The following is a 14238-nucleotide window of genomic DNA, read 5'->3' as shown; positions in this document are numbered from 1 at the left end:
ATATTGACACTCTTTATTTCAGTCTACATTAGATAAGCCGTTTATAAAATTCTCTATTTCTTCTTTTGTTTTTCTATCTTTACTTACAAAACGACCCAGTTCATTACCTTGATCATACGCCAAAAAGCTAGGGATACCAAAAATATCATTCTGAACACAGATATCAATGAATTTATCTCTATCTACATAAACAAATGTGTATGCTTGGTATTGCTTTTCTATTTCAGGCAGAATAGGTTCTATAACACGGCAATCTGGACACCAGTCTGCTGAAAATAAAAAGATTACCTTTCCTTCTATTTTTAACTGATCAAATTCTTGTTCTGATTGTAATGTTTTCATCTTTACGCTCCTTTCTCTTCGTATGCAATTGAACTAGCGATATCCATCATATCTCCTACATCACTAACTAACTCTTCTTTGGAACTTCGTGTAGTAACCTTTACTCCTCCAACACCTAACTCAACTTCAAATACTTCATCCCGTACCATAATATTAATATAGCCGAAACGTTCTTTATCTTCAAATGCTTCTAACCATTCATGGTTGTTAATTTCCTTAGCTGCTTCGTAATTTAATCTACTTGTTCGAGTCTCTAACTTATTATAAAATAGGATAAATGTTTTTTCTTCCTTATTTAGTAATAAATTACTATTATTTTGTTCTTCAACCTCATAACCTTCGGGTAAATATAGCGAGAAATTTTCTACTTGTTTGTTTTGTTCTTTTGATTCCTGTTCAAATTGTTGTTCTGCTACTTCTATAGCATTAGTTAAGACTTCCTCTTTAGGTTGGATAGACATAATGCTAATTCCAACTAAAAAAACAAACAAAAAGGAAATAACTACTAAACCAGTTTTTTCAAACTTCATATAAATCCTCCTGATATTTTAGTTCTTTTTTCCCCCTTTTACTATCATATACTATTTATTATTTATTTCACAAGAGGAAATTCATTCAAATTCAAGATAATTCAGTTAAACATCAGTGGCAACTTAGCTTCACGAATGTGAACGTGCTTGAAATTACATCTGTAATTCCATTTGTCCTTTTAATAGCAGAACAACATGTGTAAACATCTCTTCTCGTGAGACCCTCTCGTTGGTAAATATACCTATAGCCCCTTGATGATGGCGAATATCCTTATTTGCTGTCCATTCTTCCATAATATCCCCTAACTCTCTCCCGTTTAAAAGAGGTTTAGTAATCTCAAGAGGTAATGGAATTCTTGCACCACTAGCGGTGTAACATACATTACTCGGTGTAACAAGTGCTCCCCAATTACACAAAAATAATTGATGATCTATTCGCATAACCCCACCTTCAAGACCTATTCCATAACTATTTTCTTTTAAACCTTTACTTGCGAAGGCACGATTAATCGCACCTTCTCTTGTTTCTTCATCTGTTCTCGGTTGAGCACTTACATCTGATTCTACCTCTACACTTTGAATATCCGCGTCTAAAAAGGTATTTTTCACTGCATTTAGTTTAGCTTTATTATAAGAACCCACCATGATATTCACTTTTCATATCATCCTTTAGAACGTATATTGTCTAACATAGTTTGATCACTTGCTTTAACTAATTTAATCAGTAATTCTTTTGCTGCTTGATAATCATCAATATGAATGATCGATGCATGTGTATGAATATAACGGGAACATATACCAATTACTGCAGAAGGCACACCATGATTAGATAAATGAACACTACCAGCATCTGTTCCTCCCTGTGAAACGAAATACTGATAAGGAATATCATGGGTTTCAGCCGTATCTAGCACAAAATCACGAATGCCATGATGTGTAATCATGGATCGATCAAATATCCTTAGAAGTGCACCCTTACCTAGTTGACCGAACTCCTTTTTATCTCCTGACATATCATTTGCTGGAGAAGCATCAAGAGCATAAAAAAGATCTGGTTGAATCATATTTGCTGCTACCTTCGCTCCTCTTAATCCCACTTCTTCTTGTACGGTAGCACCTGAATATAATTCATTAGGCAATGTTTCATTTTGTAATTCTTTCATTAATTCTATGGCTAGGCCACACCCATAGCGATTATCCCAAGCTTTTGCTAGTATTTTCTTCTCATTCGCCATTGGTGTAAATGAAGAAACAGGTAGGATCGATTGACCTGGTTTAACCCCCATTTTTTCAACGTCTTCTTTATCATCGGCACCAATGTCGATTAACATATTTTTTTGTTCCATAGGTTTCGATCTTTCAGCTTGCGTCAAATTATGTGGTGGAATTGATCCAACCACTCCAATAATCTTCCTGTCATTTGTATGTATTTCAACTCGTTGTGATAATAAAACTTGCGACCACCATCCCCCTAATGGTTGGAAGCGGATCATACCATTGTCAGTAATTTGTGTAACCATAAACGCTACTTCATCCATATGTCCTGCTACCAAAACTTTAGGACCTTCTCCTCTTTTGATACCAAATACACCACCCAAACGGTCTTGAATTACTTCATCGGCATATTTGTTTAATTCTTGTTTCATAAAGGAGCGTACCTCATGTTCGTTACCTGGTGCTCCTGGTAATTCTGTTAATGTTTTAAAAAGTTTTAATGTTTCCTGATTCATTGATGTATCATCCTTCCTCTTTAAGTTTGCTTATTACACGATAAAAATCCTGATAAGTTTCGCTTTCAATCAGTAGGTGTTTAAAACTCCTATTGATTGATATCTCACTTTATTTTAACATATCTTTTCACTTGCTTTTTTTCTATTATTATCTTTAAGATGTATGTATATGTTTCGTCAGTCAACTTATTTTTATGGATGGAGTGAAATGATGAAGAAAAATAATACAATCCTTGTTGCCTGTATTGCTTTTTTGATTGGCTACATACTAAGACAACAACAGGAAGAAAAACAACTTATTAAGCCAGAAAAAGTTTTAAAATCAGTAAAAGAGAGGTATCAAAAGAAATATGAAGTTAGTGGCTCATGGATTTATATGAAGCCAGAGCCATTTGAAAAGAATGACCTGCAATACGATGTATACCATGGCGGAATTACTAAGCACACTAACGGTCAGTACATTCCATATGAGTTCTATATAGATGCCCATACCGGCACTATTCTAGAAATGTTTCCCCAGCACAAGTAATCATTACAAAAGAAGCCCGGGACCTGGACCATAATATTTCTCCACTTCAAACACAAACAATGAAAAATGACTATGCAATACTTGATGTATATTTATTATACAAAGTAGTAATTTTGAAATGTATTGAGAGATAAACACCCGCTCCGGCTGCCCACTTCCCTTTCCGTGGGGTTTTACCTTCAGCTAACTTTTTTGAGCAAAGAACGCTAAAAAAAGTGGATCTTCAGGTAAAACATTCCCACAGGAGTGAAAGTGGGCGGCCTGCGCTTTGAATATATTCTACAACTGTTATAACAGTTATCAACTTGAGCTTTCTAGAAATGAGATAGAAGTCGTTTTTTCAACTCTTGCAATCATTGTAGGACTTATCTAGCGCAGGCGTCCACTTCGACTCCTGAGGGATTAGCATGGTCTGAAGATCCATTTTGAAAAGTGCCTTTCTTTTCAAAGTTAGCTGAAGAACATGCCCCTCGGAAAGCGAAGGTCGGGTAGATGGCAGGCGCGCGCATTCAATAGAATCACGTTTCCTGCAGCCCCCATACGATCCCGGACGGTCGGATTTCCCGAGTCCGGTTCTGACACTGGGTTTCTATCGCTATATAAGCCTTCCTTATGTATCCCAGGTTTAAATGCTGACACACATGTTCACCCATCAATACATAAGTTTACTTATATGCTAGTCTTGTGCCAATCATTCAACAGACTCTGTGTTCTGTTTATTCTTTAACACGGACGCCCAGTCGCCCAGAGGTCCTTCGCTCTACTCTGGTGTTACCTTTGTAGAAGCTTCATTCCATAAGCTTAGAAAGGCATTACCCTTTCCTCTTCGCTACTACGACCTCATGCGTCCATCCTAAATCCTCCTAACCATTTTCGCTTGTCACTTATATGGTTGGTCTTTGCTGGTTGTTGTCATCCCAGCTGGAAGTAGGACTTTCCCGTCGTTATCTCTGAAAATCTTTCTCTAGATGCCAGAACCCCTACTCCGGCTGCTTCTATGGTGCTCTTGACCGTTACTTCCCATAGAACATCGGCCTTCCCCATTGCCCAACCAGGTCGGCGCATCACAGACATCCCTTCAACAGCTTCTGAAGGGCGCTCGATTTCGGAGCTGCAGTATCCGTTAAAGCCTTCTAGCCTCTAGATTTGCTCGCCACTCTAGCTGTTCCGACCCATACTCTCTCTGCGTAAAGTTGAGCCGCAGTGACTTTTACTTCCAAGCAGAACGTGACTCGTTACCTCACCACGCATTGGATATACTAGTCATCCGAACCGGTCAATTGATGACAGGAGACTTTCACTCCATTAGATTCTCAGCCTTGACGGCTACTCCTGGGCAAGCCGTAGCGGTTGTTAGACAAATACTTACTGTCAAAATTATTACATTATATAATTCTCAGTATATCTTCCTAATACGCGTGAAAATCCAAACGAATTCGTTTGGATTTTCACTATTTACAATACACTTATTTCTTCATTTTTTTCGTTTAAGTTCGACTTTATACTGGAAAGCTGACGCGGCAGCGATAGATGGGTTGTCCTTTGGCGGAAAATTTCTCTTCGTATTCGGTCATTACATTTAATGGGTCCTCTAATTGATGCAAGTCTAGGGAAACTTCCTCTAAACGACAACCATATTGTGAAAAACTTACTAAGGAATACTCAAACAAGCCCCTATTGTCTGTTTTCATAACCAATTCACCATTAGGTTTTAAAATTCTTTGGTATTGATCCAAAAAGGTTTTATACGTTAATCTTCTCTTTTCATGCCTGTTTTTAGGCCAAGGGTCCGAAAAGTTTAAATAGATTTGATCGACCTCATTATCTGCAAATAGTTCTGACAAATCTTGAGCATTCTCATTAATTAAAGTGATATTGGAACGTCCAGATTCGCTAACTTTTTCCACCGCTGATACAATAATACTTTTTACAACTTCTATCCCTACAAAATGAATATCGGAATGTTGATTTGCCATTCCCTCAATAAATTGTCCTTTACCTGTACCAATTTCAAGGTGAATAGGCTTTTTAAAACTTTTTAAATCATGCCATTTTCCTTTATATTCTGAGGGATTTAATTCCACTATGTCTGGATTATCTTTTAAATAATCATCTGCCCAAGGCTTATGTCTTGCTCTCATTTTCGGTTCTCCTTTATTATCCGTTTTTAATTATGTTTACCTTTGTAGTATATCCCTGATACATGAAAGTGGCTTTTGCTAAATAGTTAGCAAAAGCCTTCACTCATTAGTCATGTATAAAATTTAATATTTCGTTTAAGCTAAACCCAAAAGGTGGGATATTAGAGATGGTATTAAACATAAACAACCAGTTAGATTTATTACATGATCTTTTAAGCTTACATGCTGAAGAATGTTGCGGAAGCACTTCTGAATGCCAGCAAATCTCCAGATTAATCAAATCGATTCAACAACAACCTAATATAAACAGTAACCTTGTCGATATATTAGATGGAATTGATCACTATGGTAACCTCGGTGCTAATTCTGATAACTTAGATGACCATATTACTAGCCATCAGCCAGATATTCAACAGTGGTTACAAGTTATTAAAGATTCCAATCGTTGACTTGTTCTAGAAGCTGATTTAACTCATGCAAATGAGCATTAGCTTCTTTTCTCTTTTTGCGATTTACACTCCATATATACCCAATAATCTCATCGACAATTAGATACCAATGCATACGTTGCATGAAATATTTGCTATTGACCATTCCATAATGCTCTAACCATTGATCCCATTCTTGTTTCGGTATATAAGATTGAAGTACTCTTCCGATATCCATCGCTGGATCACCGACACGTGCGTTATCCCAATCTATTAAATATAATTCTCCGTTAGTAGATAACATCCAATTATGATGATTCAAATCACAGTGACATACAACTTGTTGTTCATAATATATATCCATTAAACGAGTTTCCAAGAACTTGATCGCCTTATAAACAGAAATCGAATTACGTGCACTTATATTACCTTGTACAAATTGTTTGACACGTACTAAGGTTTGGTCTGGTACAACTGTTGTTTTCTCAATGCGCAACAACATATCTAATAGTTCTGAGGAATGATGGATCTTACTTAAAAGCATAGCTACTTTAGGGTGCTGCATTTCTTCGATATTTAATGCTTTTCCATCTAACCATTGTTGAGCTGTTACGACATCACCGTTTTCAAGGCGTTTCGTCCATACGAGTTTTGGCACAATACCTTGAGCAGATAATACAGCTAAAAATGGAGACGAATTACGTTTTAAAAATAGCTTCTTGTGATTTGATTGGGCATAATAAGCCGCACCAGTAGATCCACCGGCAGGGAAAATCGTCCAATCTTCTCCTAAAATATGTTCCACAGCTGTCACCCTCAATTCCTCTCAAAAATCTCTTAACCTCTTTATCAATAAAAAGGGAATAGTAATAATAGATTAACGCAAAATTAGGTACAATTTCAAGTAAAAATTTATTTTTCGACAAAAATAATAGCTATTTTTGTCATTTCCAGAATGATTCTGTTGTATCTTCTTGTTTCCATTCCGGTCTCGGTACAGCTATTGATTCACAATGTTTTAGTAATGCTTCCGTTACCTTCAATTGTTGATGTTTTAGCGGCGTATATAATTTCTGTTTGAGTTTTAACCATTCTTCATGATAGTCACGATCAACAAACTGCGTATTATAAGGCTCTATTTGATAATTCATACGATTGGTTCGTGATAGTATTACTTTTTTCATTGGAAAATCTAATTGATATTTACTTAATATGCTTTGAATTACTTTTTCCGTCCTTTTAGTACCGATAAGGGGACTCAAAAACTTATTTTGTATATTATTTTCTTCTAGATACCAGACACGGCTATCATTCGGAATAATCGTTTGATTACTAGGTTTCTCAATTAAAGTAATTATTTCTATTTCTAAAGGACTTACTAATACGATGTCTCCTTCTAATGGTCCACCCTTTAATTGAAAAACAGGAAAATACATTAATAAATGTGTATCAGGGATTCTTTGCAAAAAATATTTTAATAAATAATCTTGGTAATATGCTTTATCGATAAATGACATTTCATTAATCGTAGTCGAAGCCCATTTTAATTGAAAAGGTAATAAGGTATCTAGAAAATATTGCTTTAAGGCTTCTTCCGTCTCTGGAAGATAATCTAGCTCCTGTTCCTCTACTACATCCTCTGCTTCAGAGCGACTTCTAAAAAAAGAACGCCATTTTGAAAAGTTGGTTTCCTTTAATTCATCTTGATCCTCTACTTCTAACTTTAATTGCAGTTGATCTTGCCACAAATATTTCAATCTCTCCCAATTTTCTGTTTTTAACCGCGAAAACTGGCTGGGATAATGAAAGATATCTCGTTCATAACGGGAAATATAATTATCAAGTTTAATTAATTGTGCCAATTTGTCACCTCATTCCAATTTAAATTCACACCATACCTGGTATTTTTGTTTTAAGTCAGGGTGAATCTCATATATCACTAGTTCAGTTATCTTGATCTCCCGAGTTTTCGTAGTGAAATTGATATTTCCTTTGTCAATAGTGTTTTTACTCGCCCACTTTTTTGCTAAGGTAATATGTGGTGTAAAAGTTCTCTTATCTATATTCCCATAATGACCAACAATCGTTTGAATTTGATTGTGTAAAGATTTAAGCGTAGGAGTAGTTGACACGCCCAACCATAAAACACGTGGTTTTATGGTTGGGCCAAAAGTTGACAGTTGATCAATTTCTAATGTGAAACTTTTTTTTATCGTTATTTGTTCTAAATCATTGGCAATTTTTATAAGTTGTTGTTTGGAGATTGCACCAAAGAAATGTAACGTAATATCAAAGTCATTAGGTTCAACCCATGTTTTAAAATCAAAAGTATCTTTGCACGATTTCTGAATATCATAAATCCATTTTTTCGTCTTCTCATCTATTTTGAGTGCGATAAAATAATGTTTATTTGCCTTTTTCATGATTAATTTCCCTTTAAAATAGACTGGTACGTAACTTTATCACAGATAACATATAATTCTGCTTCATTTGGTATCGGTTGATCTAACATACGATTAATATTTAACTGATCACGATCTGCTACAAGTGTTGCGCCTTTTTCAATCAGTTCATTAAAAGCATCTCTATATGTAGCCCATGATTGTTTTGAAGGTACATGGTATAAATCATCTCCATGTGAACGACGAAGTAACTGCCCAAAAATACTGGACATACCGTTACGAAACGCAGAACGTACAAATAAGGATGAAATGGTTTCATTAGAGATAATAAATTCATCAATATTCATGTACTTAAAATTTTTAATATGACTTTCTTCCATTACTTCTACAATAGTATGTACTTCAGGTGCCATCGACTCGATGGTTGATGCAATCAATAAGGTTTTTCCATCCGCTAACTGCCCCTCAGAAATACTGTCATCAGAAAAAACTAATACGGACTTTGCTTCCTGAATATTCGCCTTTTCGAGTGGAGCTTTCTCACTCGCATTTCCTTTTATGTAGAAAATATTTTGATCTAATATTGGCGCCTTCTCTAGTTGATCAATTAACACAATATCAATCTCGTAATTAGTGGCTATCATTTCTTTAATCGCAAACTTTGCTTTTTGTGACCAGCCGATAATGATATAATGCCCTTTTCCTTTATACACGATATCACCTTCTTCTCTTTTTTTTCGATAGATTGCTAACCCATCAATAATTTTCCCGATTACAATACCTATTAGCCCTATTCCAAATACATATAAAAACAAAGCCAACCATCTGCCTGCCACTGTAACAGGGTATAAGTCTCCATATCCAACTGTGGTCACAGTAGTCATCACCCACCAGAAACCATCAAAAAAAGTGGGGAAAGTTTGTTTTTCTAATAACATAATGAACATTGATGAAAAAATCACAAGTAAAAAACTTGCTATAAAGAGTACATAATTTGATATTTGAACTACTTTTCTCATCAAATGTTTGAGTATGTACATAATCGTATGACCTCCAAATTTTTTTAATTATCTGTAAATTATATGTTTTAAGCTAGAAAAACACTTCAATAAAGTGTAAAATAGTAAGCACAACATGAATATACTTTAACAAGGTTTTAAGCGAAAACTTTGAAGGAGTGATTTTTTGAGTCAATCAACCACCCGCATGCTTACTCGTGTAAAAGCAGTCTATTTATTCATTAGAGATAATGGGCCGGTTACCACGAGTCAAATAGCTGAAGAGTTTTGTATTACAGATCGTACCGTACAACGAGACCTACATTTGCTAGCATTTAATGGACTCGTTAACAGTCCGAATCGGGGAAGTTGGATAATCACAAACAAAAAAGTTAAGATCTCCTGAAACGTTTAATGTATATATTCTTCTTAACCAGTATTTTTTATAGATACTGGTATTTTATTTGCTTTGCAATTTCGTTAACTCTTCTTTTGTTAGTTCACGGTATTTTCCTTTATCTAAATCACGATCTAAAGTTAAACTCCCCATGGAAATCCTTTTTAAATACAGAACTTTATTTCCAATTGATTCAAACATTCTTTTTATTTGATGATATTTTCCTTCAGTAATGATAATTTCTACTGTATAATCCTCAATTAAGCTTAACTGAGCTGGCTTTGTATGATAACCATCATTTAATACCACACCCTCCGAAAAACGGTCCACATCGCTTTCTGTTACCTTTTTTTCGACGGTTGCTATATATTTTTTGTCGACATGCTTTTTAGGAGATAGTAAGTCATGTGCTAATTGGCCATCATTCGTTAACAATAATAAACCTTCTGTATCTTTATCTAATCGCCCAACAGGAAATGGATCTAATAGCTTATCCTGCTTTTTGATTAAATCTAACACTGTCTTTTGCTTGTTATCCTCTGTTGCAGATAAATAGCCAGATGGTTTGTGTAACATGATATAGATAAATTCTTGATACGTAATGACGCGATCATCGCATTTTATCAGGTCTTGATATGGATCAATCTGAATATCTGCCTTTTTAATGATCTCATCATTTACATTAATTCTTTTCTTTTTAATTAATGCTTTCACATCTTTACGACTACCATATCCCATATTGGCTAGAAACTTATCTAATCGGATCTAAAAAACCTCCTATCTACGAAGCAGTTTGTCTATAACTGCTATTCTTCTACCCGTTATTCTTTCAAATAAAGTTGATGTATAGCCTAAATATAAATATATGGATCCACCAACACCAACACCAACCAGCATCATAATAATGGCATCGAAACGATTGTCATAAATATCGAGGAACTTAGCTAAAATTGCTTTTACAACTAAAATAGCAATCACCATAATTGATGTAAAAATTAACATTAAAAGTGATAATTTAACAAATTTACGATATTGAAAATTAATCGCCTTTTTGATTTGCCATAAATTTAGTATCACCGCTATACTAGTTGCAATCATTGTCACTACGATTGCCCCTACTTCTTCAAAGGCTTGAATAAAAATGGAATTTAATAATACTTTTGTTAATATTCCAGCAGATAAACTTATCAATGTGAAGTTTTGTTTTTCTATCCCCTGCAAAATAGACGAGGTTACCGTAAAGAAAGCAAACGTCAACGCCACAGGTGCATACCAGGCAAACACCTTACCTGTAATCTCAAGATTGTCTATCTTAAACAAACTTCCATATATAGGATCAGCTAAAAGCACTAAACCAAACACAGCTGGTAATACAAAAAACATAATAATTTGTAACGCCTGGTTAATTTGTTGCTTTAATTTTATCATATCTCTTGCGTTATAAGCATTTGTTATTTCTGGAATCAACGCAAGAGACAAACCTGTGGCAATCGTTACTGGAATAATTACTAGCTTATGTCCTTGCACATTGAATGCAGAGAAAGCAATATCCGCTATATCTGATTTACCAATTTCAGACATTGCATCATTGAAGGTAAACTGATCAATCAATTGATACATAGGAATTGCAATGCCTACTAAAATAAAAGGACCTGCATAACTAAATAACTCTTTTGTTAATGTAGCGATTGGTATCTTTTCTTTGTGTTTCTGTTTGTCAATTGTAGCATTTAAATGTTTTTTTCTTTTTTTCCAGTAAAATCCAAGAATAACCCAAGATGCTAAACCACCGATAAAAGCAGAAAAAGTAGCAAATCCAATAGCTGTGGATTTTTCACCATTTAAAACCATCATCACAATGAAAACAGCAACAAGTAAAAATACAATTCTGATAATTTGTTCCACCACTTGTGAAACTGCTGTTGGACCCATTGATTGATTCCCTTGAAAAAAACCTCTCATAATTGCCATGCTTGGAATAATAATTAAAGAAAAACTAATCATTTGAATCACATGTTTTACTTCGTCTAATGAAATGTATTTGCTGTCAGCTTCCATTGTCCAACCTGCAATTAGGCCTGCACCAAAATACATTATAAGGAAAGCTATAAAACCAGTAATCAACATTAAGACGGTTCCGACTTTAAACATCCTCATGCTTGTATAATAATCATTTAAAGTATTATATTTGGCCACAAATTTCGAAACAGCTAAGGGCATACCTACAGTAGAAATACTTAACAATATTGTGTATGGAATATAGGCATATCCGTAAAGAGTCATACCTGTATTGCCTACCATATTAGTAAAAGGAATAACATAGATCATCCCTAAAAATTTTGATAAAAAACTTGCTCCAGTTAACAAGAGTGTTCCACGTAAAAAATTCGAACTTGACATACTTTCACCTTTATTCATTAAAATAATGTAACAAAAACTATTTTAACATAGCAATCCAAATAATGTTATTGATTTCGACAGTTAATTACACTTATTTATTTGTGATTCTTTCTAATCTAGGATAAAATTTTAATACAAGCTTATCAATGCGGAAGGAAGAATAATAAGTATGATAGATGTAACAATTATTGGTGGTGGACCATCCGGATTAATGGCGGCCATTGCTTCAGCAGAACAAGGTGCCAATACTTTACTGATCGATAAAGGAAATAAATTAGGAAAGAAACTCGCTATTTCTGGTGGGGGCAGATGTAATGTGACAAATCGGTTACCTGCAGATGAAGTAATTAAACATATTCCTGGAAACGGTCGATTTTTATATAGTGCTTTTTCTATTTTTGATAATTATGACATTATTGATTATTTTGAAGGGCTTGGAGTAGCTCTTAAAGAAGAAGATCATGGGCGAATGTTTCCGATGAGTAATAAATCGAGCGATGTGGTCAATGCCTTATTGGACCAATTAAATCAATGGAATGTAACGGTAAAGAAGAATACCGCGGTGCAAGCAATCGATTATGGAGAGACTCAACATCAGATTATATTAAAAGATGGAACAAAAATCGCAACGAAAGCAATTATAATAGCGGCAGGTGGCAAAGCAGTACCCCATACAGGTTCAACAGGTGACGCTTTTCCTTGGGCAAAAAAAGCGGGTCACACCATAACAGAACTATATCCTACCGAAGTACCGATTGTTTCCAATGAAGCGTTTATAAAGAAAAAACTTTTACAAGGTACAGCATTAAGAAATGTTGGTCTAACCGTATATGATGATAAAGGGAAAAAAGTAATCACCCATCAAATGGATATGTTGTTCACCCACTTCGGTATTTCAGGGCCTGCTGTATTGCGTTGTTCTCAATATATTGTCAAACTATTAATGAAAGGTCAAAAAAGTGTTGATGTCACTATCGATGCTATACCTAATAAAACAGGTGAACAGCTTACACAAGAATTATTAAAAGTAATGGAAGAAAATCCTAAGAAAACATTTAAAAATATAGCTAAAGGAGTCGTGCCTGAAAGATATTTAGAGTTTTTATTAGAACGCAATAATATAGTTAGTGATCTAAAAAATGCTAATATTTCCCGGGAAAAATTGGAACAATTTGTTGACGACTTAAAAGGTTTTTCCTTTAAAGTTGATGGCAGTTTACCATTAGAGAAAGCTTTTGTAACGGGTGGCGGTGTTTCGATAAAAGAAGTCATTCCAAATACGATGCAATCAAAGCTAATGCATGGATTATATTTTTGTGGTGAAGTATTAGATATTCATGGCTACACAGGTGGATACAATATTACTGCTGCAATGGTAACAGGCAGAGTTGCAGGAATGCATGCAGCATGGGAAACCATGAGTTCTTAAGTAATATTTGCAATGACAATAAATGACTTTTGTTGTTCCATTCTTGCATTTAAATGTTAAAACAATTAAGTCTTGAAGTGGAAGTATATCGGAAGTTTAAATCGTGATAAAATTGAATAACCAGCTTTGTCTTCAAAATAAGGAGGTTTCTAAATGGGTTTTGCCATGGCTATTGCACCTGTGTTAATAGTGGGAGGGATTGTGTTATTCGTAATTAATAGGCTTAAAGATAAGCAGAACCAAGGAACTCTAGGCAAGAAAAAGTCTAAAAGCGCTCAAAATGTTTTAGATAGCCTAATACCACTAGGAATGATATTTGGTTGTGCTTTAGGTGTTATCATAGGTATGTTTTCTTCGATTTCTACACTATTTACAATAAGTTTAGGAGCAGGAATAGGCTATTTGTTAGGCTATATTGCGTATGAAATTTATAGTAAAGAAGAAGTAATAACTGAAAAATAGTTATGCCGTATTTAACCTTCAATTAGTACCGTTGATTATGGCATGTAAAAATGATGAGTAAATAGGGACAAAAAAACCTTAGTCTAAGAAAGACTAAGGTTTTTTCAATTTGCCTGGCAACGTCCTACTCTTGCAGGGGCGCGAGCCCCAACTACCATGGGCGCTGGAGAGCTTAACTACTGTGTTCGGCATGGGAACAGGTGTGACCTCTCCGCTATCGTCACCAGGCTTGCAGGATGCAAGTCGATCAACGTTGTCACATGGATGTGACGGTTTTAGTTGATCTTCCTTTATGTAAAGGAAGTGCTTTCCTATATATATAAAGATATACCCTAAAAACTAGATAAGAAAAGAAAAGGTTCAAACAAACCGTACTTTATTAGTATAGATAAGTCCTCGATCGATTAGTATTCGTCAGCTGCACATGTCACCATGCTTCCACCTCGAACC

16 protein-coding genes and 1 rRNA gene are annotated in these 14238 nt (G+C 35.0%); 5 read left to right on the top strand and 12 right to left on the bottom strand.

Translation table 11 applies throughout. The features are described from left to right. Nucleotides 1-18 precede the first annotated feature (18 nt). From BN3107_RS07700 to BN3107_RS07685, 4 genes are all read right to left on the bottom strand, one after another. Complete coding sequence (locus BN3107_RS07700) at nucleotides 19-342, bottom strand: thioredoxin family protein (RefSeq protein ID WP_058307061.1); 324 nt, start codon at nucleotides 340-342, stop codon at nucleotides 19-21. Nucleotides 343-344: 2 nt separating this feature from the next. After that, complete coding sequence (locus BN3107_RS07695) at nucleotides 345-872, bottom strand: hypothetical protein (RefSeq protein WP_058307060.1); 528 nt, start codon at nucleotides 870-872, stop codon at nucleotides 345-347. A gap of 153 nt (nucleotides 873-1025) precedes the next feature. Further along, nucleotides 1026-1526, bottom strand: coding sequence for a DUF84 family protein (locus BN3107_RS07690; RefSeq protein WP_058307059.1), 501 nt, complete (start codon nucleotides 1524-1526; stop codon nucleotides 1026-1028). Nucleotides 1527-1534: 8 nt separating this feature from the next. Beyond that, nucleotides 1535-2602, bottom strand: a complete 1068-nt coding sequence (locus BN3107_RS07685; protein WP_058307058.1) for a M42 family metallopeptidase — start codon at nucleotides 2600-2602, stop codon at nucleotides 1535-1537. A 169-nt stretch (nucleotides 2603-2771) separates the two neighbouring features. Here BN3107_RS07685 and BN3107_RS07680 point away from each other — a divergent pair, with 169 nt between their 5' ends. Next, nucleotides 2772-3131 (top strand): PepSY domain-containing protein, encoded by a 360-nt coding sequence (locus tag BN3107_RS07680; RefSeq protein ID WP_231735275.1) that lies wholly within the window; start codon nucleotides 2772-2774, stop codon nucleotides 3129-3131. Between the two features lie 1499 nt (nucleotides 3132-4630). On the opposite strand, the gene trmB is transcribed toward BN3107_RS07680, so the two are convergent. Beyond that, nucleotides 4631-5272: a tRNA (guanosine(46)-N7)-methyltransferase TrmB gene (gene trmB / locus BN3107_RS07675; protein ID WP_058307056.1), complete on the bottom strand. Its 642-nt coding sequence runs from the start codon at nucleotides 5270-5272 to the stop codon at nucleotides 4631-4633. Between the two features lie 167 nt (nucleotides 5273-5439). Between trmB and BN3107_RS07670 the strand changes: the two genes are divergently transcribed. Next, on the top strand, nucleotides 5440-5721 hold the full coding sequence (locus tag BN3107_RS07670; RefSeq protein ID WP_058307055.1) for a YtzH-like family protein: 282 nt from the start codon (nucleotides 5440-5442) through the stop codon (nucleotides 5719-5721). Here the strand turns inward: BN3107_RS07670 and BN3107_RS07665 are convergent. The 4 genes from BN3107_RS07665 to BN3107_RS07650 all read right to left on the bottom strand — a co-directional run bounded on the left by BN3107_RS07665 (nucleotide 5702) and on the right by BN3107_RS07650 (nucleotide 9142). Further along, the gene (locus BN3107_RS07665) at nucleotides 5702-6505 is read right to left on the bottom strand and encodes a phosphotransferase (RefSeq protein WP_058307932.1); all 804 of its coding nucleotides are present in this window, start codon (nucleotides 6503-6505) and stop codon (nucleotides 5702-5704) included. The genes BN3107_RS07670 and BN3107_RS07665 overlap by 20 nt on opposite strands. Nucleotides 6506-6644: 139 nt before the next feature. Then, nucleotides 6645-7562: a hypothetical protein gene (locus tag BN3107_RS07660; protein ID WP_058307054.1), complete on the bottom strand. Its 918-nt coding sequence runs from the start codon at nucleotides 7560-7562 to the stop codon at nucleotides 6645-6647. A gap of 9 nt (nucleotides 7563-7571) precedes the next feature. After that, on the bottom strand, nucleotides 7572-8123 hold the full coding sequence (gene thpR / locus BN3107_RS07655; RefSeq protein ID WP_058307053.1) for an RNA 2',3'-cyclic phosphodiesterase: 552 nt from the start codon (nucleotides 8121-8123) through the stop codon (nucleotides 7572-7574). 2 nt (nucleotides 8124-8125) lie between these two features. Beyond that, nucleotides 8126-9142 carry a potassium channel family protein gene (locus BN3107_RS07650; protein ID WP_058307052.1) on the bottom strand — a complete coding sequence of 339 codons (1017 nt, stop codon included), beginning with the start codon at nucleotides 9140-9142 and terminating at the stop codon, nucleotides 8126-8128. Nucleotides 9143-9287: 145 nt separating this feature from the next. Here BN3107_RS07650 and BN3107_RS07645 point away from each other — a divergent pair, with 145 nt between their 5' ends. Next, entirely contained in the window at nucleotides 9288-9506 is a 219-nt protein-coding gene (locus BN3107_RS07645; protein WP_058307051.1) for an HTH domain-containing protein, read from the top strand. A 54-nt stretch (nucleotides 9507-9560) separates the two neighbouring features. Here the strand turns inward: BN3107_RS07645 and BN3107_RS07640 are convergent, their stop codons facing one another. Both BN3107_RS07640 and BN3107_RS07635 read right to left on the bottom strand, forming a co-directional pair. Further along, entirely contained in the window at nucleotides 9561-10262 is a 702-nt protein-coding gene (locus BN3107_RS07640) for a pseudouridine synthase (protein WP_058307050.1), read from the bottom strand. 12 nt (nucleotides 10263-10274) lie between these two features. Next, entirely contained in the window at nucleotides 10275-11897 is a 1623-nt protein-coding gene (locus BN3107_RS07635; RefSeq protein ID WP_058307049.1) for a putative polysaccharide biosynthesis protein, read from the bottom strand. A gap of 169 nt (nucleotides 11898-12066) precedes the next feature. Here BN3107_RS07635 and BN3107_RS07630 point away from each other — a divergent pair, with 169 nt between their 5' ends. Together BN3107_RS07630 and BN3107_RS07625 are read left to right on the top strand one after the other, a co-directional pair. Beyond that, nucleotides 12067-13326: a BaiN/RdsA family NAD(P)/FAD-dependent oxidoreductase gene (locus BN3107_RS07630; protein ID WP_058307048.1), complete on the top strand. Its 1260-nt coding sequence runs from the start codon at nucleotides 12067-12069 to the stop codon at nucleotides 13324-13326. Nucleotides 13327-13479: 153 nt separating this feature from the next. Continuing rightward, nucleotides 13480-13788: a hypothetical protein gene (locus BN3107_RS07625; protein WP_058307047.1), complete on the top strand. Its 309-nt coding sequence runs from the start codon at nucleotides 13480-13482 to the stop codon at nucleotides 13786-13788. A 111-nt stretch (nucleotides 13789-13899) separates the two neighbouring features. On the opposite strand, the gene rrf is transcribed toward BN3107_RS07625, so the two are convergent. Further along, nucleotides 13900-14016 (bottom strand): 5S ribosomal RNA (gene rrf / locus BN3107_RS07620). Nucleotides 14017-14238: the final 222 nt, after the last annotated feature.

Source organism: Gracilibacillus massiliensis, assembly GCF_001458115.1.
Taxonomy (GTDB): domain Bacteria; phylum Bacillota; class Bacilli; order Bacillales; family Amphibacillaceae; genus Gracilibacillus; species Gracilibacillus massiliensis.
Note: the sequence above shows the minus strand (reverse complement) of the source record. Positions and strands in the feature narration are given on the sequence as shown.